This window comes from Sphingomonas parva (ex Maeng et al. 2020) (assembly GCF_004564275.1).
Lineage (GTDB): Bacteria > Pseudomonadota > Alphaproteobacteria > Sphingomonadales > Sphingomonadaceae > Allosphingosinicella > Allosphingosinicella parva.
Genome location: NZ_SPDV01000001.1, coordinates 213,797 through 233,096, shown reverse-complemented (window position 1 = coordinate 233,096; position 19,300 = coordinate 213,797). Strand labels below are relative to the sequence as shown.

Below are 19,300 nucleotides of genomic sequence, written 5' to 3'. Positions count from 1 at the left end.
CCGAGACGAGAAGAAGAGCCATGCAGACTGTCGAGACGTTGAACGAGGGCCTCAAGCGCGCCTACCGGATCACCATCCCCAGCAAGGACATCGCCGCCAAGGTCGATGGCGAGCTGAAGAAGGTGGCGCCGCAGATCCGCATGCCCGGCTTCCGTCCCGGCAAGGTCCCCGCGAATCTCGTCCGCAAGATGCACGGCCCGCAGCTCGAGCAGGAAGCGCTCAACACGGCCGTCCAGGAGAGCATCCAGAAGCTGCTCACCGAGCAGAAGCTGCGCCCGGCGATGCAGCCGGCGGTCTCGCTCGAGGAAGGCGGCCCCGGCCAGGACGCGGTGATCAGCGTCGAGCTCGAGACCCTGCCCGAGGTTCCCGAGCCGCAAATCGACGGCCTGACGCTCGAGCGGCTCACCGTCGAGCCGACCGAGGCCGAGGTCGACGAGGCGCTGCAGCGCATTGCCCAGGGTCAGAAGAGCTACGATCCGGCGCCGGAAGGCCATGCCGCCGCGACCGGCGACCTCGTGGTCATCGACTATGAAGGCAAGGTCGGCGGCAAGGCGTTCGAGGGTGGCAAGGGCGAGGCGATGCGCGTCGAGCTTGGCTCGGGCCGGCTGATCCCCGGCTTCGAGGACCAGCTGATCGGCGCCAAGGCCGGCGATCAGCGCACCCTCAACGTCACCTTCCCGGCCGATTATCCCGCCGAGAATCTGAAGGGCAAGGCCGCCACCTTCGACGTCACCGTCAGCGAGGTGCAGATTGCGCGCGAAGCGACCGCCGACGACGCTTTCGCCAAGTCGATGGGCCTGGAGAGCCTCGAGCAGCTCCGCGGCCTGCTCAAGGGCCAGCTCGAGCAGGAGCTGAACGGCCTCACCCGCACCCACATGAAGCGCAAGCTGCTCGACCGCCTGGCCGAGACGCACAGCTTCGAGGTTCCGCCGTCGATGGTCGAGGCCGAGTTCAACCAGATCTGGCAGCAGCTCGAGCACGAGGCGAGCCACGAGGAAGATCCGGAGGCCGCGATGGCCGAGATCGAGGCGGAGCGCGAGGATTACCGCGCGATCGCCGAGCGTCGCGTCCGCCTCGGACTGCTCCTGTCGGAGATCGGCACGCGCAACGACGTGCAGGTCAACCAGAATGAGATGAACCAGCTGATCATGCAGGCCGCGCAGCAATACCGGCCCGAGGATCGCCAGCGCTTCGTCGAATATATCCGCAACGAGCCGATGGCCGCCGCCCAGCTGCGCGCGCCGCTGTTCGAGGACAAGGTCGTCGACTTCCTCTTCTCCAAGGCGGAGATCAGCGACCGCGCCGTGAGCCGCGAAGAGCTGCAGGCCGAGATCGAATCGACCGAGACCGGCGGCCACGTCCATGGCCCCGGCTGTGGCCATGACCACGATCACGACCATGATCACGGCGCCAAGCCCAAGGCCAAGAAGCCGGCCGCCAAGAAGGCGAAGGCGGCGGAGGCCGAGGCAGCTCCGGCCGAGGTCGCGGCCGAGGAGAAGCCGAAGGCGAAGAAGGCGCCCGCCAAGAAGAAGGCGGCTGCCGACGAGGCTCCGGCTGCCGAGGCGCCCGCCGCCGAGGCCAAGCCGAAGAAGGCCAAGGCCAAGAAGGCCGAGTAATCCGGCGATGCCCCTCCCGAGGCGGGAGGGGCGTCACTTCGTGCAAAATCACCCGTTCGGGCTGAGCCTGTCGAAGCCCCTCTCTGTCCCTTTCACGGTAAGGGTGAAGGAGAGGGCTTCGACAAGCTCGGCCCGAACGTCTATTGGCCTCCCCCGCGGAGATCGCGCCAGCCGATAGCGGTTGTCGAGGGCGGGGCCTCCGGCTTAAGCATCGACGAGCCCTCCGCACGCGCGGGGGCGGGGGATCATCTTGTCACGAGCGACCATGCGCATAGCCGTCCTGCTGCCGTGCTATAACGAGGAAGCGGCGATCGCTCAGACCGTGGCGGGCTTTCGCGCCGCGCTGCCCGACGCCCTGATCTACGTCTACGACAACAACAGCTCGGATCGCACCGGCGAAGTCGCGGCGATGGCCGGCGCCATCGTCCGCACCGAGCGGATGCAGGGCAAGGGCCATGTCGTGCGCCGGATGTTCGCCGACGTGGAGGCGGACGTCTATGTGATGGCCGACGGCGACGCGACCTACGACGCGGCGGCCGCGCCGGAGCTGGTCCGCCGCCTGGTCGACGAGCAGCTCGACATGGTGGTCGGCGCCCGCAAGTCCGAGGTGGAGGAGGCCTATCGGCGCGGCCATCGGCTCGGCAACCGGCTGTTCACCGGCCTGCTTGCCAGTCTCTTCGGCCGCAGCTTCACCGACATCTTCTCAGGCTACCGGGTCTTCTCGCGACGTTTCGTGAAATCCTTTCCGGCGCTCGCCCGGGGGTTCGAGACCGAGACCGAGATCAGCGTCCATGCCCTCGAGCTGGCGATGCCGGTGGGCGAGGTGGTGACCGCCTACGGCGCCCGGCCGGAAGGCTCGGAGTCCAAGCTTTCCACCTACCGCGACGGCTGGCGGATCATGCGCACGATCCTGCACCTGTTCCGGATCGAGCGCCCCGTGCTCTTCTATGGCGGCTTCGGCCTGTTCCTCGCGGTGCTGGCGGTGGTCATGGGGATACCGCTCGCCATCACCTACCTGCAGACCGGGCTCGTGCCCCGCTTCCCGACCGCGATCCTGATCACGGGGCTGATGATCGTCGCCGCGCTGAGCTTCGCGGTCGGCCTGATCCTCGACACGGTGGTGCGCGGACGGCGCGAGGTGCGCCGGCTCGCCTATCTCAGCTTCCCGGCGCCGGGCAGCGAGCGCTGAAGCGGCAGGCGAGGGGGAGGAATAGCCGCCGCGGGGGTTGAACCGGCGCGGCTTTGCTCCGATGTTGGCGGCTCAATCACAGCAGGATTCCCGACACTCATGGATCACGCAGACATCGCCAACGCCCTTGTTCCCATCGTCATCGAGCAGTCGAACCGGGGCGAGCGCAGCTTCGACATCTATTCGCGCCTGCTGCGCGAGCGGATCGTCTTCGTGACGGGCCAGGTCGAGGATCACATGGCGACGCTGATCACCGCCCAGCTCCTCTATCTCGAGTCCGAGAACCCGAAGAAGGACATCTTCATGTACATCAACTCGCCGGGCGGTGTCGTCACGGCGGGCATGGCGATCCACGACACCATGCAGTACATCCGGCCGCGCGTCGGCACCGTCTGCATGGGCCAGGCCGCCTCGATGGGCGCCTTCCTCCTCGCCGCCGGCGAGCCGGGCATGCGCGTCGCGCTGACCAACGCCCGGATCATGGTCCACCAGCCGTCCGGCGGCGCTCAGGGCCAGGCGACCGACATCGAGATCCAGGCCAAGGAGATCCTGCGCATCCGTCACCGGATGAACGAGCTGATGGCCAAGTACACCGGCCAGACCCTCGATGCGATCGAGACCGCCGTCGAGCGCGACAAGTTCTTCAGCGCCGCCGAGGCCAAGGAATTCGGGCTGGTCGACGAAGTGTTCGAGAAGCGTCCGGCGCCCGGCGAGGGCGACAGCACCCATCAGGCGGAAGCGGCCTGAGGTCGGTCCCCCTCTTCCGGACGTCCGGAAGAGGGGCGGGCTGCCGCTGGCGCTCGGTACAACCGGAACAAATGTCGATCTGGCGCACTCCCACCTTTCCGTCCGTGCCGCGGGCGCGTCACGGGCGGGGCGTTAATCTATAGGCCATTGTGATCGTGCCATAAGGCGGTCTACTGTGGTCCCGTGGCAGAGGGCGCCCTGGCGCCCGATAGGAAGAATATGACGAAGCTTAGCGGCAGCGATTCCAAGAGCACCCTTTACTGCTCCTTCTGCGGGAAATCGCAGCACGAGGTGCGCAAGCTCATCGCTGGCCCCACCGTTTTCATCTGCGACGAGTGTGTCGAGCTGTGCAACGACATCATCCGCGAGGAGACCAAGTCCTCGCTGGTGAAGTCTCGCGACGGCGTCCCGACCCCGCTCGAGATTTGTGAGCATCTCGATGGTTACGTGATCGGCCAGAGCCACGCGAAGCGCGTGCTCTCGGTCGCGGTGCACAACCATTACAAGCGGCTCGCCCACGGTTCCAAGGGTGGCGAGGTCGAGCTCTCGAAGTCGAACATCCTGCTCGTCGGCCCGACCGGCTGCGGCAAGACCCTGCTGGCGCAGACGCTCGCCCGCTTGCTCGACGTGCCGTTCACCATGGCGGACGCGACCACCCTCACCGAAGCCGGTTACGTGGGCGAGGATGTCGAGAACATCATCCTGAAGCTGCTCCAGGCCTCCGACTACAATGTCGAGCGGGCGCAGCGCGGTATCGTCTATATCGACGAGATCGACAAGATCAGCCGCAAGTCGGACAATCCCTCGATCACTCGCGACGTCTCGGGCGAGGGCGTGCAGCAGGCGCTGCTGAAGCTGATGGAAGGCACCACCGCTTCCGTCCCGCCGCAGGGCGGCCGCAAGCACCCGCAGCAGGAGTTCCTGCAGGTCGACACGACGAACATCCTGTTCATCTGCGGCGGCGCCTTCGCCGGCCTGGAGAAGATCATCGCCGATCGCCTGCAGGGCAAGTCGATCGGCTTCGGCGCCTATGTCGCCGCGCCGGAGGAGCGCCGCACCGGTGAGATCCTGCGTCAGGGCGAACCGGACGATCTGCTGAAGTTCGGCCTGATCCCCGAGTTCGTCGGCCGTCTGCCGGTCATTGCGACGCTCGAGGATCTGGACGAGACCGCGCTCGTCAAGATCCTGAAGGAGCCGAAGAACGCGCTGGTCAAGCAATACGCCAAGCTCTTCGACATGGAGGACGTGAAGCTGTCCTTCACCGACGAGGCACTGATCGCGGTCGCCAAGAAGGCGATCCAGCGAAAGACCGGGGCCCGCGGCCTGCGCTCGATCCTCGAGAACATCCTGCTCGACACGATGTTCGACCTGCCGTCGATGGACGGCGTGGACGAGGTGATGATCGACAAGGACGTCGTCGACGGCCGCAAGGAGCCGGTGCGGATCTACGCCAAGAAGGCCGAAGACGCCGCCTGAGGCGGGTCCCGCTGCGAATAGGGAAGAGCCTGCGCCTGCCGGGTGCGGGCTCTTTTCGTTTCCGGCAGCCAAGCATCTGAAAACGAACGGCAATAGCGCCGGCCGCTGTTGCAGAAGTGCCGCACCCGATCCGGGAAAGTCCCTATTACCGTATTCACCCCGTAGCAAAACAAAACCGGATTGGCCTACCGAGCAGCCACTTTCCAGTGGAGTGCCCGATGCGTCTCTTCAGTTTGAATGCCAAGGTATCCGTTCTCGCTCTTGCCCTTGCGGCGCTTCCCGGCGTCGCCGCTGCGCAGACCGCCGCTCCGGGCGAGACCGACGACAATGTTCCCGAGTCTACCGTCCAGCCGGACCTCGAGCAGAACCAGCCGGCCAACGACATCGTCGTCACCGGCTCGCGCATCCGCCGTCCGGACTTCCAGGCCCCGAACCCGGTCGTCTCGCTCGACTCCGAGACGCTGCAGGCCTCGGGCACGACCAACCTCACCGACTTCCTGACCGGCTATCCGGCGCTGATCGGCTCGTCGACCGGCGGCGACAACTCCGGCAGCGGCGCTGGCATCGGCTACACCGGCCTCAACCTGCTCAACCTGCGCAACCTCGGCACCGACCGGACCCTGGTGCTGGTCGACGGCCGCCGCCACGTCTCGGGCGTCCCGGGCTCGCAGGCGATCGACGTCAACACCATCCCGACCGACCTGGTCGAGCGCATCGACGTGCTCACCGGCGGCGCCTCGGCCATCTATGGTGCCGACGGCGTCAGCGGCGTGGTCAACTTCATCCTCAAGAAGAACTTCGAGGGCATCACCGCCCGCGGCCAGGCCGGCATATCCGAGCAGGGCGACGCCGGCCAGCGCTTCTTCACCGTCACGGCGGGCCACAATTTCGGTGACCGCGCCAACCTCGCCATCGCCTATGAATATGGCAAGGAAGACCGGCTCACCACGCGTGACCGCCGTCGCCTGCGCGGCACCAACCTCACCGGCTTCTACCTGAATCCAGACGACACCGAGACCGGCGGCAACAACAATGACGGAATCGCCGACTACATCCCGCTCAGCGGCATTCGCTACTTCGACACCAACCGCGAGGGCGGCATCGACGTCGATTGGGACGGCTTCCCCGACTATTTCGTCAATGCCGGCGGCGGGCTGACCGCGTTCGATCCGGGCCGCTTCATCCCCGATTATTATCAGCAGGGCGGCAACGCCACGCTGGTCTCCGATTATGGCAACGACTTGCTGCCGAGCGTCGAGCGCCATGTCGTCAACGCCATCGGCCATTTCGACGTCTCGCCGGCGCTGAGCTTCTTCGCCGAAGGCAAGTATGCGAACATCGAATCCTACTCGCTCGGCCAGCCGACGTTCGATTATTACCTGCTGATCGAGCCGGACAATCCGTTCATCCCGACGGCGCTCCGCCAGGCGGCGATCGACAACGGCGGCCTCCTGCTCAACCGCGACAATTTCGACCTGGGCCAGCGCGGCGAGACGATCAAGCGCGAGACCATCCGCGGCGTCCTCGGCGCGCGCGGCGATCTCGGGAACGACTTCAACTACGAGGTCTCCTACGTCTACGGCCAGTCGAAGGTCCGTAACCACTATGTCGGCGACATCTACGACGACCGCTTCTACGCGGCGCTCGACGCGGTCACCGGCCCGAACGGCCAGGTCACCTGCCGGGTGAACCTGCAGCCGGGCTGGTCGCCGAACCAGCCGTACGAGAGCCGCGACGTGTTCGATCCGACCACGTTCCAGCCGGGCCAGTGCGCGCCGCTGAACCTGTTCGGCGAGAACCAGGCCTCCCAGGCGGCCCTCGACTTCATCCGGGTCAACACGCTGGATCGCTCCAAGGTCGAGCAGCACGTCGTCAACGCCACCCTGACCGGCGATCTCGGCAGCCTGTTCACCCTGCCGGGCGGCGACGTCGGCTTCGCGGTCGGCGCCGAGTATCGCGAGGAGAAGAGCAACTTCACCCCCGATCCCATCGCGGCGCAGGGCCTGACCTTCACGAACGCCCTGGCGGTCGACGACGGCAAGTTCAACGTCAAGGAAGTGTTCGGCGAGGTCCGCGTGCCGCTGCTCAGCGACCGTGCGTTCTTCCGCCGCCTCGAGTTCGGCGGCGCCGTGCGTCTGTCCGATTATTCGACGATCGGCACGACGACCACCTGGAAGGTCGACGGCACCTGGGCGCCGGTGCGTGACATCACGTTCAACGGCACCTACTCACGCGCCGTTCGCGCCCCGAACATCGGCGAGCTCTTCGGCGGTCTCTCGCAGACCTATGAGTTCATCACCGATCCCTGCAACAGCAACCAGATTCAGAACGGCACCGCCAACCGTGCGGCGAACTGCGCCGCGCTGCTGACCTCGCTCGGCGTTGCCGATCCGGCCGGCTACCGCGACCCGCGTTCGACCAACATTCCGGGCTTCCAGGGCGGCAATCCCGATCTGGGCGAGGAGGCGGCGACGACCTGGACCGCGGGCGCCGTGTTCCAGCCGCGCTTCATCCCGGGCCTGACGCTCCGCGCCGACTGGTATGACATCAAGCTGAAGAACGCGATCAACTTCGTCGATCCGGAGGAACTGGCCGAGCTCTGCGTCGACCAGGCGTCGCTCGACAACGTGTTCTGCGGCGGCATCGTTCGCCAGAACGGCGGCACCACCGCGGGCCAGATCACCGGCTTCACGGTCACCCCGCAGAACGTCGCGCAGTTCGTCACCGCGGGTCTTGACGTCAACATCAACTACCGCCTGAATGCCGGCAAGATCGGCAAGTTCAACCTGAACCTGGTCGGCAACTACCTCGATCGTCTCGAGTTCATCGGCACCCCCGGGGCGCCGGTGACCGACTCGCGCGGCGAGGCCTATGCGCCCAAATATACGGCGAATTTCGACCTGACCTGGACGAAGGGCCCGTACACGATCAACTACGGCCTCTCGTGGTTCGACAAGACGCTGCGCTTCACCAACCAGGAGGTCGATGGCAATCCGGACATCGTCGCGCCCGAGTACCTCTATTACAAGGAGCGTTGGGTCCACGATCTGTATGCGAGCGTCGATGTCGGCGACAACATGCAGTTCTTCGGCGGCGTGAACAACTTCCTCGGCGAGCGTCCGTCGATCGGCGCCAACACCTATCCGGTGAGCTCGGTCGGCCGGTTCTTCTTCGCCGGCGCGCGGGTGAAGTTCGCGGGCTTCTGATCGCCTGAGACGCGAAAACGGGGGAGGCCCGGGCCGGCAGGTCCGGGCCTCTTCTTTTTGCCCTTCGCGGGGCGGCGCTGGCCGCTTCCGCAACCCCGTGCTTGTCGCTAGACAGACCGCGTGGTGACGCTTTCTACCCCCGCAGCAGTGCTGCTCGCGCTCTTCTGCGGCGCGTGGCTCGTCGTCGCCGTGTGGCTGTCGCTGCGCGCCACCCGACGGGCGGACCAGGCCGCGGGTCTCACCGCGCATGCCGATCGCGCCGGGGCGCTCCTCGCCGCCTCGCCGGCGATGCCGCTGCTGGTCGACGCAGCGGGCGGCGTCGATGCTTCGACGCGGCTCGCCCACGCCCTCGGCCTCGAGACTCCCCCGGCCCGGATGGAGGATCTCTCCGCCGGCGGTGCCGGGCTCGCCCGGGCCGACGTCGCGGCGCTGTCCGACCAGGTCGGGACCAGCGCCACGACCGGAGCGAGCTTCTCGCTCGCCGTGCGGGCCCAGGGCTCCGCCCGCGTCTACCTCGTCCGCGGCGCTCCGGCGCCCGCCCCCGCGGCAGCGGGATCGGTGCTCCTCTGGTTCGTCGACGCGACCGAAAGCGAGGAGCAGATCAATGCGCTGCGCGACCGGAACGAGCGGCTCGGCTCGGCGCTCGAGGCGCTCACCGGCCTGATCGAATCCGCGCCCTTCCCGATGTGGCATCGCGGGCCCGACCTGAAGGTCGCGATGGTCAACGGCGCCTATGTCGCCGCGGTGGAGGCGGAGGATGCCGCCGCGGTGATCGACGGCGGCATCGAGCTGGTCGACGACAGCGAAGGCAGCGCCCTTCGCGTCGCCCAAGCGGTCCGCCAGAGCGGCCAGGCCTCGGCGCGGACCGTGCCCGCGACGATCGCCGGCGAGCGCCGGATGATGCGGGTGGTAGAGGTGCCGCTCGGCGAGACCGGCGTCGCCGGCTATGCGATCGACGTCGAGGACCGGGAGCAGGCGCGCGCGGACCTCGCCCGCTTCGTCAGCGCGCAGCGCGACATGCTCGATCGCCTCTCGGCGGGAGTCGCCCAGTTCGGACGGGACCGCAGCCTGATCTTCTTCAACCAGCCGTTCGCGCGGCTGTTCTCGCTGCGCGCCGAGACGCTGGCCGACCGCCCCGAGTTCAATCGCCTGCTCGACGGCATGCGCGAGGCCGGCAACCTCCCCGAGGTGCGCGATTATCCCGACTGGAAGCGCGAGCGTGGCCGCTGGTTCACCGAGACGGCGGCGGCCAAGGAGGAGGACTGGCTGCTGCCGGGCGGGCGCCACCTGCGCGTCGTCGCCCAGCCGCTGCCCGACGGCGGCCTGCTGCTGATCTTCGAGGATCGCACCGAGCAGCTTCAGCTCGCCTCCGCCCGCGACACCCTGCTGCGCGTCCGCACCGCCACGTTCGACAATCTCTTCGAGGCGGTCGGCGTGTTCGCGTCCGACGGCCGCCTCCACCTCTGGAACAACCGCTTCCGCGAGCTCTGGCAGTTCGAGGAGGAGCAGCTCGCCGCCCACCCGCGGATCGACGCCTTGACCAGCCACATCGGCCGCAAGCTGAAGACGGCCGCGCATGCCAGCCTCGTGCGCGAGCTGGTGCGGAGCGCGACGGTCGAGCGCAAGCAGCGGGGCGGCCGCGTCTCGTTCCTCGACGGGCGCGAGTTCGAGTTCGCCGCCGTGCCGCTGCCGGACGGCAACGCGCTGTTCACGATGCTCGACGTCACCGCCAGCAGGACGGTCGAGGCGGCGCTGCGCGAGCGCACCTCGGCGCTCGAGGAAGCGGATCGCCTGAAGACCGCCTTCGTCTCCAACATGAGCTACGAGCTCCGGACGCCGCTGACCTCGATCGGCGGTTTCGCCGAGATGCTGGCGGGCGGCTATGCCGGGGAGCTGCCGCCGGCGGCGGCCGAATATGTCGGAGCGATCCTCGAGTCGGTCGTCCGGCTCGGGGTGCTGATCGACAATGTGCTCGATCTCACCCAGAGCGACAGCGGCAGCCTGCTTCTCGCCGAGGACGAGATCGACATCGCCCAGATGTGCCGCGAATCGGCCGAGGCCTTCGGCGAGGTGGTCGCACGCAAGGCAATCGAGCTCTCGGTGAAGATCGAGCGTCACGCAGGGAAGGTGACCGGCGACCGCCGCCGGCTGCGGCAGGCGCTCGACAACGTGCTGAAGAACGCTTTCGCTTATACCGGCGAGCGCGGCCGGGTGCTGCTCCACGCGGGCGGCACGCGCGCGACGGCGGAGATCACCGTCTCGGACAACGGTCGCGGGATCGCTCCGGCCGACCAGACGCGCGTCTTCGACCGCTTCAACCGCGCCGCGGCGCCGGCAGGCGGCGAAGAGGCCGCGCTCGGCCTCGGCTTGCCGCTCGCCAAGCAGTTCATCGAGGCGCATGGCGGCCGCATCGAACTGGTCTCGGAGCCGGGAGAGGGGACGACGGTCACCTTCCGCCTGCCGAGAAAGCCGGCGTGATCCGGCTGCAGGGGCAGGCGGAGACGGAGGCGTTCGGGCGCCGTCTCGCCGCCGCCTTGCGGCCGGGCGACGTGGTCGCGCTCTACGGCGATCTCGGCGCGGGCAAGACCAGCCTCGCCCGCGGCGTGCTTCGCGGCCTCGGCTTCGAGGGGGACGTCGCCAGCCCGACCTTTCCGATCGTTCTTCCCTATGACGATCTCAGCCTGCCGGTCTGGCATGTCGATCTCTACCGGATCGAGGACGAGGAGGAATTGGGCGAGCTGGCGCTGGAGGAGGCACTCTGGGACGGTGCGCTGGTCATCGAATGGCCCGAGCGTCTCGGCGCGGCCTTGTGGCCAGAGGCGCTGAAGCTCAGCCTGTCCAGGGACGGAGAGGACGCTCGCGCCTTGACAGCCGAGGTGCCCGCCGCTTGGGGAGGACGATGGCCTCTCCGATGATTCCGCCCGCTTCGGCGCCCGATTTCCTCGCACGGCACGGCTGGGAGGGCGCGGAGATCCGGCCTCTCGCCGGCGACGCCAGCTTCCGCCGCTATTTCCGCATCCATCGCGGGGCGGAAACGGCGGTGCTGATGGACGCGCCGCCCGAGCATGAGGACATCGGGCCGTTCCTGAAGGTGGCCGGCCATCTGCTCGACCGCGGCTTCGCGCCGCCGCGGCCGCTGGGCATCGATCGCGAGCGCGGGCTGCTGCTGCTCGAGGATTTCGGCGACGAGCGCGTCGGCCCGTATCTCCAGGGCCGCCCGGACCGCGAGCACGAGATCTACGACACTGCCGTCGAGATCCTCGCGCGGCTCGGCGCCCAGCCGGCGCCGGCCGACATCCCGCCCTATGATGAGGCGGCGATGGTGCGCGAGGTGCTGCTGTTCACCGAATGGTATGCGCCCGCGCTGGACATGCCGATCCACGAGCAGACCTATCTGCCCGCCTGGCAGCAGGCTTGGGCCGACGTGCTGCGCGTCGTCGCGGAGCGCCCGGTGATGGTGCTGCGCGACTATCATGCCGACAATCTGATGGTGATCCCGGGACGCACCGAACTCGGCCTGCTCGATTTCCAGGACGCGCTCGCCGGCCACGCCGCCTACGACCTCGTCTCCCTGCTTCAGGACGCGCGCCGGGACGTCGCGCCGGAGCTCGAGGAGGAGATGCTCGAGCGCTACTACGCGCTGGCGAATGTCGTCGATCGCGACGCGTTCCGGGCCCATTACGAAGTGCTCGGCGCGCAGCGGAACACCAAGATCCTCGGCATCTTCACCCGGCTGTGGAAGCGCGACGGCAAGCCGCACTACCTCTCGCTGCAGCCCCGCGTCTGGTCGTACCTCGAGCGCAACCTCGCTCATCCGGCGCTGGCCCATGTCCGCGCCTGGTTCGACGAGAACGTTCCCGCGGAGAAACGGGCAGCGGCCTGGGAACAGAGCGCGTGAGCCGGACGCGCAAGACCCTGGCGCTGCGCCCCGATCCGACCGGCAAGGTGCCGGAAGTGGCGATGGTGATGGCTGCCGGGCTCGGCAAGCGCATGCGGCCGCTCACCGCCACACGGCCCAAGCCGCTGGTCGAGGTCGCCGGCCAGCCGCTGATCGACCATTGCTTCGATCGCCTCCGCGGCGCTGGGGTGAGAAAGGCGGTGGTCAACGTCCATTACCTCGCGGACGCGCTCGAGGCGCACCTGCGCCACCGGGTCAAGGACATCGAGATCGCCGTGTCGGACGAACGGGCGCAATTGCTCGAGACCGGCGGCGGGCTGATCCGCGCGCTGCCGTTGATCGACGCCGATCCGTTCCTGGTGGTCAATTCCGACAATCTGTGGGTCGACGGGCCGGTCGATTCGCTGCGGCTGCTGGCGTCGAACTGGGACGACGCACGGATGGACTCGCTGCTGTTGCTGGTGCCGCTGGCCCGGGCGCATTGCCACCGCGGCCAGGGCGACTTCCACATGCGCCCCGACGGCACCCTGCGGCGGCGCAAGCCGGGAACGGTGGCGCCGTTCGTCTACACGGGCATCCAGATTGTCTCGAAGCGGCTGCTCGCCGGCGAGCACCCCGAGGGTCCGTTCTCGACCAACATCCTGTGGGACCGAGCGATCGAGCAGGGCCGGATGTTCGGCGTGGTTCACGAAGGGCTATGGTTCGACGTTGGCGCGCCCGACAACATCCGCAAGACCGAAGAGATCCTCGGCCGCGGCTGAAACGCTTCCCATCGGCTGCGCCGCCCCGCTAGGCTAGGACCGTGTCCGCCGCTCGCCCCACCGTCTTCACCATCCCGCCGCATCGCGCCTTCGCCGACGCGCTCGCCGCCGGCCTGATCGCCCGCTACGGCCAGTGCGAGACGGGGCTCGCCCAGGGCGTCGTGCTCGTCCCGAACAATCGCGCCGGCCGAGCCCTCTCGGAAGCGTTCGTGCGGCGATCGGAGCCGCGCGGATTGCTCCTGCCGCGGCTGGTTCCGGTCGGAGACCCGGAGCTCGACGAACGGATCGGCGGCGCGCTCGATCCTGTCGGTGCCGCGGAGCCCGTGCCGCCGGCGATCGACCCGACCGAACGGCTGTTTCTCCTCGCCAGGCTGGTCGAGCGGCAGATGGAGGGCATCGACGCCGCCGAGGCGCTCCGCCTTGCCCAGGATCTCGGCCGCACTCTGGACCAATTGCTGATCGAGGAGATCGCGCCAGGGCGCCTGCGCGAGTTCGCTGCCGACTTGCCCGATCTTTCCAGCCATTGGCAGGTCTCGCTCGAGCGCCTGACGGTAATCCTCGACCAATGGCCGCGGGTGCTCGCCGAACGCGGGCGGATCAACCTGGCCGAGCGTCGCAATCGGCTGCTGCGCGGCGTCGCAGGGCGCTGGCGGACCCAGCCGCCGCGCGGCTTCGTCTGCGCGGCGGGGATCACCACCACGGCGCCGGCCATTGCCGCGCTGCTGCGCACGGTGTCGCGGCTGCCGGAAGGATCGGTGGTGCTGCCCGGGCTCGACCGGACGATGCCCGAGGAGGAGTGGCAGGCGCTCGGCCCGCACGAGCCGGATCCGGAGACCGGCCACCGCCGCCGCGCAGTCGAGACCCATCCGCAATTCCACCTGAAGCTGCTGCTCGACCGGATGGGCGTTGGCCGCGCCGAGGTCGAGCCGTGGCGCTGGGGCGGCGGCAGGGACGCGCCGGCCGTCCGCAGCCGCGCGATCGCCAACGCGATGGCGCCGGCCGCCTTCACCTCCAACTGGCAGAGCCTGCCGCCTTCGGAGCGCCGGCTCAGCGGCGTGCGGGCGCTCGAGCTCGCCGATCCCGCCGAGGAGGCGCAGGCGATCGCCATCGCGCTGCGCGAGGCGATCGAGACTCCGGAGCGCACCGCCGCCCTGGTCACGCCGGACAGGGATCTCGCGCGGCGCGTCTCGGCCCATTTGCGCCGCTGGGACATCGAGGCGGACGACAGCGCCGGGCGCCCGCTGTCCCAGACCCCGCCGGGGACGCTGCTGCTTGCTCTGGCCAGCGCGGCCGCCGAGCAATTCGCCCCGGTGCCTCTGCTCGCCCTGCTCAAGCATCCGCTGGTGATGCTGGGGGAGGGGCGGCTCGCCTGGCTCGACGGCGTCCGTACCCTCGATCTTGCGTTGCGCGGGCCGCGCCCGCCGGCAGGGCTGGCCGGGCTGTTCGAACATCTCGCTGATTGGACCGGACGCGACCGCGAACTGCGCAAGGCGGCGCTCGCCTGGTGGAAGGAGGCGGCGGCGCTGCTGCGGCCGCTGGAGGCCGCCTTCCGCTCCGAGCGCGCCAGCCTTCCCGCCTTGCTTGCGATGCTGCGGGAGACCGCTTCGAACCTGACCGGCGATGCGGCCTGGGCCGGTCCCGCCGGCCGGGCCGCGGCCGAGCTGCTCGCGACGGCCGAGCCGGCGGCGGGCGAGGGGCCGCGCCGGGTCGTGCTCGCCACCCTTGCGCCGCTGCTCGACCAATTGATGCAGTCGGTGGCGGTGCGCCCGCCTTATGGCCAGCACCCGCGCATCTTCATCTGGGGGCTGCTCGAGGCGCGGCTCCAGCATGCCGATCTGATGATCCTCGCCGGCCTCAACGAGGGCATCTGGCCGCAGCTGCCGACCCCGGACCCGTGGCTCGCGCCGCGGCTTCGCCACGAGCTCGGCCTCCCCAGCCTCGAGCGCCGCATCGGCCTGTCCGCGCACGACCTCGCCTGCGCGCTCGGCGGACGACAGGTGCTGGTGACCCGCGCCCGGCGCAGCGCCCGCGCCCCGGCCATCGCCTCCCGCTTCTGGCTGCGCCTGGAGGCGATGACCGGCGGCCTGACCCGTTCGCCCCAGCACCGCAAATGGGCGCAGGTGCTCGACCGGCCCGAGGCCTATCGGCCCGCGGCCCGCCCGGCGCCCTCGCCGCCGGCCGCGCGGCGTCCGCGCAAGATCTCGGTCACCGAGGTCGACCGGCTGAAGGCCGATCCGTTCGCTTTCTACGCGCGCCGGATGCTCGGCCTCACCGCGCTCGACGTCCCCGATGCCGATCCCGGCGCGGCCTGGCGGGGAACGGCGGTGCACGCCGTGCTCGAAAAATGGATGAAGGAGGACGATTGCGATCCGGCACGGCTGCGGCCGCGGGCCGAGCAATTGCTCGCCGACAGCAACGCCCATCCCCTGATGCGGGCGCTCTGGCAGCCGCGGCTGCTCGAGGCGATCGACTGGATCGCCGCGCAGGTGGCGGAGAACAAGGAGAACGGCCGCCTGCCGCTCCGCGCCGAAGCCTGGGGCGAGGCCGAGATGTCGGGCGTGAAGCTGCACGGCATGGCCGACCGCATCGACCGGCTCGCCGACGGCAGCCTGGCGATCGTCGATTACAAAACCGGGACTCCGCCGGGGCCGAAAGCGGTGGGGGAGGGCTATTCGATGCAATTGGGCCTGCTCGGCCTGATCGCCGAGCGCGGCGGCTTCGACGGGATCGAGGGGCTGCCCGCCTGCTTCGAATATTGGTCGCTGGCCAAGAAGGCGGGGAAGCTCGGCTTCGTCGCCAGCCCGGTCGCCGGACGCAACGGCATCGACCCGGCCGATTTCACCACGCTGGCGGCGCGCAACTTCCGCGAGGCGGCGGAGAACTGGCTGACCGGGGACGCGCCGTTCACCGCCAAGCTCCACCCCGAATATGCGCCTTATGGCGAATACGACCAGCTGATGCGGCTGGATGAGTGGTACGGGCGCGAGGAATGAACCGGGCCGCCCTGCCGAGGCATCGCCGCGCGTGGGAAAAGGCGCCCCGGTCCCCGGAGCGCCTTCTCGTTGTCGCCAACCTGTGGTCAGCCAGCCTTAGCGGCAGCGACTGATCACATTGCGCTGGACGTGGCGGCCGACCAGGGCGCCGACGGCGGCGCCGAGGATGGTGCCGGTGGCGCGGCTGCCGCGCTTGTCGATCTCGCGGCCGACGAGGGCGCCCGCGGCGCCGCCGACGACAAGGCCGGTCGTGCCGTTCGGCTTGCGGCAATAGGTGCGGCCATCGGCACCGCGCCAGGTCTGGCCATGGTAGACGCCGGTGCTGCGCGCGAAGGCGGCGTCGGCCGGCAGGGCCGGGACGGTGAGGGTGGCGGCGCTCAGGGCCAGGACGATCTTACGCATGGGACACTCCTTCGAACTCGATGAGGAGTGTCTATTCCGATTCGCTTGAGCCGCGCCTGAACCCACTCGAAAGACCGGGTTCAGGCTGGTCAAGCCGCCGTTTACACAGGGGTCAGGCCTTGTCGTTCCTGCCGCGACGGTTGGCGTAGAGGAGGGCGGCGACGATCGCGGCCGAGCCGATGCCGATCGCCGCGCCTGTCACGATCTGCTTGGTGCGTCCGGATTTCTCGTCCGCCTTGGCGTCGGCGGGCGCCTGTCCCTCGGGTGAAGCGCTGCGCCGCGGAGCCGTGCGGGCGGCCTTCCTAGTGTCGCCGACCGGGGCGTCGTCGGGATAATGCGGTTCGCGGGCCATGTCTTCACTCCACAAGAGGTATCTCGCTTTCTCCTAGAGGAGCTGCCGCCTCGTCGCCAAGCCCGGCGTGCAGGGCGCCCGCTCTGGCCGGAAGCGGCTTCCCTTCGGCGCGCAACCGCGCTAGCCCGTCGGCATGAATTTCGTCGTCATCGGCAAGGACAAGGGGGCCGGCGAGCTTCGCCGCCGCCATCGCGCCAGCCACCTGCGCTTCGTCGCGGGCGAGCAGGACAAGATCGTCTATGCCGGGCCGCTGATCGAGGACGGGCGGATGATCGGCAGCGTGTTCATCTTCGACATGGCGGACCGCGCCGCGCTCGATGCCTACCTCGCCGGCGATCCCTATTTCGCCGAGGGGATCTTCGAGACGATCGAGATCTATGAGAGCCGCTGGATGGTTCCCGAGCGTGAGCCCGGCTTCCTCGCCGCCGAAGCGGAGCGGGCCAAAGCGGCCGAATAGACCCGGCCGGATCGGCGGCGCAGCGGATCGGAAAAAACAGGCAGGCTACAGGCCAAGGGCGGCGGCGAGGCCCGGCGGCATGCGCGCAGGAAGCGGCGGGAGCGCGTCTGCCGGCGGGGCGTGCCGGCGGTAGCGTCGCCGGGGCCGGGGCCTGATTCACAGCCAGGCGCGGAGGGCAATGCCTTGCGCCCTGAGGCCGCGTGCACGGATCCTGTCGGCGGACCTCCGCGCCACGGCAACATTGTCGATCCCCAGCGCATGCTTCTGGCGCCGTGGCCCGCGGGCAAGAAGCGGCTTGACCCTCACGATGCGCGGACCGCACTCTGGCGTCGACCAGGAGGGGGGATGCACATGGCACGGATCGGAACATATCGCTTGGCGTCGTTCGGCCTGGCGCTGGCGGCGGCGTGGCCGGCGCAGGCGCAGGACATCAACGAGGGCGAGGTGGTCGTGACGGGGACCCGTGCCCGCCAGGTCTACATGGATCCGCGGACCAACCGGGCGATCGAGACCGAGGAGGATGCGAGCGAGCTCCCGGCGATCGGGCTGCGGCGGCGCGCCGACTTCGCGCTGCTGCCGGTGATCGTCGCCGGCGACACGCGCGAGCGGGAGCAGCGCCGCGAGGAAATCCTGACCATGGTCCGTAGCGCGCTGAGCCTCGCCGGCCGCTCGGGCATCGAGCTGGCGATCGGCGACTTCTTCGTCGTGCCGCTGACCACCGGCAATTACCGAACCCTGCCGTTCCTCGGCGACGGCCGGCCGGACAGCGAGCGGGTCGCCTTCTTCATCAAGACCCGGCTCGGCGCCAGCGCCGACGAGGCCAACCAGGCGATATCCAGGCTCGAGCAGTTCGTCAGCTCGGTGCCGGCCGCGGGGCGCGCCGAGATGCGCGCCGGCGGCCCGCTCACCTTGTCGATCGTCGCGCCGGACCAGTATCGCGGGCGACTGCTCGACCTGATCGCGCAGGACGCCCTTGCCATCGCGGCGCGCTTCGGGCCGCAGCAGAAGGTCGAGGCGCAGGGGCTCGACCGCCCGGTCGAATGGCGCCGCGCCGGCGCGACCGAGGTGTTCCTCTACATTCCCCACCGCATGGTCTTCCGTCCGGGCGACTGAGCGGGCGCGGCCGCAGGAGCGGCGAGCGCCGAGGCATCGCGCCTCGACTGCTGGCGATCGACGGCGGCGCCGACAGCAAGCGCGAGGCGTCGCGGATCGCCGCCGAGCGGAACCCGGGCGGGGTGCTCGTCGTCCTGCATCTCTCCGACGGCTTCACCTGCCCGGAAGTGGCTCGCGTGCGCCGCGCGCCGGGGTCAGGGCGCGGGGGACTCGGGGACGAAGTCGGCCGTCACCGGGAAATGATCGGACGGGTAGAGGCCGTCACGGTGGCGGTCGTCGGTGTGGAAGCGGGCGGCACGGAGGCCGCGAGCGAGGATCCAGTCGATGCGGCGGCGGGGGGTGCCGGTGAAGGCGTGGAAGGTGCCTTCCGGGCCGGCGACGCTGCCAGCCTGGGCGCGGGCGTCGGCAAGGCTCCCGCTGAGCAGGGCGTAAGTGGGGCTGCCCGGCTCGGTGTTGAAATCGCCGGTGAGGACGACCGGAACCGCCGCGGGGAGGGCGGCGATCCGCGCGGCGATCGCTGCCGCGGCCCGGGTCCGGGCGGGCTCGTCGCCGGCCCGGTACGGAAAATGCGTGTTGTAGACGTAGAAGCGCCGTCCGTCGGCGATCGTCTCGAACAATCCCCAGGTCACCATCCGGGGAAAGGGATGGCCCCAGCTTATGCTTCCGGGGACATTCGGCGTCTCCGACAGCCAGAAATTGCCCAGCTCGACCAGGCGCAGCCGGTCGCGCCGGTAGAAGATCGCCATATGCTCGTCGTCATGGCCGCCGCGCCGGTCGATCCCGAACCAGGAATAACCGGGCAGCCGCGCGAGCAGGTAGTCGCCCTGGGCCCTGGTCAGCTCCTGGGTCCCGACCACGTCCGGCGACTGGCTGGCGATCGTATCGACGAGCAGGTCCCTGCGGTGGGGCCAGGCGTGGCGGCCGTCCTGCGCGACGGGCACGCGGACGTTGAAGCTCATCACCCGGAGCGTTCCGGCCGGGGAGGCACCGCCCGCTGGAACTGCGGTGGCGCAGAGGGCCAGCAGCAGCAGCCTGCGCAGCCTGGAGAATGTTCTCATCCGTCCTCGTCGTAATCGCGGAACCGGCGCCG

Annotated in this window: 15 protein-coding genes; 12 read left to right on the top strand and 3 right to left on the bottom strand. The window is 69.3% G+C overall.

Annotated elements, in window-relative coordinates; genetic code table 11:
* The first annotated feature begins 20 nt into the window (after positions 1–20).
* The 10 genes from tig to addB all read left to right on the top strand — a co-directional run bounded on the left by tig (position 21) and on the right by addB (position 15,886).
* Positions 21–1,616 carry a trigger factor gene (gene tig, locus E2493_RS01040; protein WP_135082812.1) on the top strand — a complete coding sequence of 532 codons (1,596 nt, stop codon included), beginning with the start codon at positions 21–23 and terminating at the stop codon, positions 1,614–1,616.
* A gap of 265 nt (positions 1,617–1,881) precedes the next feature.
* Positions 1,882–2,805 (top strand): glycosyltransferase family 2 protein, encoded by a 924-nt coding sequence (locus E2493_RS01035; protein WP_135082810.1) that lies wholly within the window; start codon positions 1,882–1,884, stop codon positions 2,803–2,805.
* Positions 2,806–2,904: 99 nt separating this feature from the next.
* On the top strand, positions 2,905–3,552 hold the full coding sequence (gene clpP / locus E2493_RS01030; protein ID WP_135082808.1) for an ATP-dependent Clp endopeptidase proteolytic subunit ClpP: 648 nt from the start codon (positions 2,905–2,907) through the stop codon (positions 3,550–3,552).
* A 219-nt stretch (positions 3,553–3,771) separates the two neighbouring features.
* Positions 3,772–5,028 (top strand): ATP-dependent Clp protease ATP-binding subunit ClpX, encoded by a 1,257-nt coding sequence (clpX, locus tag E2493_RS01025; RefSeq protein ID WP_135082806.1) that lies wholly within the window; start codon positions 3,772–3,774, stop codon positions 5,026–5,028.
* Between the two features lie 218 nt (positions 5,029–5,246).
* Positions 5,247–8,234, top strand: a complete 2,988-nt coding sequence (locus E2493_RS01020) for a TonB-dependent receptor plug domain-containing protein (RefSeq protein ID WP_135082804.1) — start codon at positions 5,247–5,249, stop codon at positions 8,232–8,234.
* A 147-nt stretch (positions 8,235–8,381) separates the two neighbouring features.
* Positions 8,382–10,712, top strand: a complete 2,331-nt coding sequence (locus tag E2493_RS01015) for a sensor histidine kinase (protein ID WP_225421063.1) — start codon at positions 8,382–8,384, stop codon at positions 10,710–10,712.
* Positions 10,709–11,149: a tRNA (adenosine(37)-N6)-threonylcarbamoyltransferase complex ATPase subunit type 1 TsaE gene (gene tsaE, locus E2493_RS01010; protein WP_135082802.1), complete on the top strand. Its 441-nt coding sequence runs from the start codon at positions 10,709–10,711 to the stop codon at positions 11,147–11,149. The genes E2493_RS01015 and tsaE overlap by 4 nt, the downstream gene beginning before the upstream one ends.
* Complete coding sequence (locus E2493_RS01005; RefSeq protein WP_135082800.1) at positions 11,134–12,132, top strand: aminoglycoside phosphotransferase family protein; 999 nt, start codon at positions 11,134–11,136, stop codon at positions 12,130–12,132. The genes tsaE and E2493_RS01005 overlap by 16 nt, the downstream gene beginning before the upstream one ends.
* A 62-nt stretch (positions 12,133–12,194) precedes the next feature.
* A complete protein-coding gene (locus tag E2493_RS01000; protein WP_135082876.1) occupies positions 12,195–12,893 on the top strand; it encodes a nucleotidyltransferase family protein in 699 nt (232 codons plus the stop codon).
* 41 nt (positions 12,894–12,934) lie between these two features.
* Positions 12,935–15,886, top strand: coding sequence for a double-strand break repair protein AddB (gene addB, locus E2493_RS00995; RefSeq protein WP_135082797.1), 2,952 nt, complete (start codon positions 12,935–12,937; stop codon positions 15,884–15,886).
* Positions 15,887–15,982: 96 nt separating this feature from the next.
* Here the strand turns inward: addB and E2493_RS00990 are convergent, their stop codons facing one another.
* Both E2493_RS00990 and E2493_RS00985 read right to left on the bottom strand, forming a co-directional pair.
* Positions 15,983–16,288: a glycine zipper 2TM domain-containing protein gene (locus tag E2493_RS00990; protein ID WP_135082795.1), complete on the bottom strand. Its 306-nt coding sequence runs from the start codon at positions 16,286–16,288 to the stop codon at positions 15,983–15,985.
* A gap of 112 nt (positions 16,289–16,400) precedes the next feature.
* On the bottom strand, positions 16,401–16,640 hold the full coding sequence (locus tag E2493_RS00985; RefSeq protein WP_135082793.1) for a hypothetical protein: 240 nt from the start codon (positions 16,638–16,640) through the stop codon (positions 16,401–16,403).
* A 133-nt stretch (positions 16,641–16,773) separates the two neighbouring features.
* Here E2493_RS00985 and E2493_RS00980 point away from each other — a divergent pair, with 133 nt between their 5' ends.
* Together E2493_RS00980 and E2493_RS00975 are read left to right on the top strand one after the other, a co-directional pair.
* A complete protein-coding gene (locus E2493_RS00980; RefSeq protein WP_135082791.1) occupies positions 16,774–17,097 on the top strand; it encodes a YciI family protein in 324 nt (107 codons plus the stop codon).
* A gap of 345 nt (positions 17,098–17,442) precedes the next feature.
* Positions 17,443–18,210 carry a TonB-dependent receptor gene (locus E2493_RS00975; RefSeq protein ID WP_225421061.1) on the top strand — a complete coding sequence of 256 codons (768 nt, stop codon included), beginning with the start codon at positions 17,443–17,445 and terminating at the stop codon, positions 18,208–18,210.
* A 194-nt stretch (positions 18,211–18,404) separates the two neighbouring features.
* On the opposite strand, the gene E2493_RS00970 is transcribed toward E2493_RS00975, so the two are convergent.
* Positions 18,405–19,268, bottom strand: a complete 864-nt coding sequence (locus E2493_RS00970; RefSeq protein WP_167737325.1) for an endonuclease/exonuclease/phosphatase family protein — start codon at positions 19,266–19,268, stop codon at positions 18,405–18,407.
* Positions 19,269–19,300 lie beyond the last annotated feature (32 nt).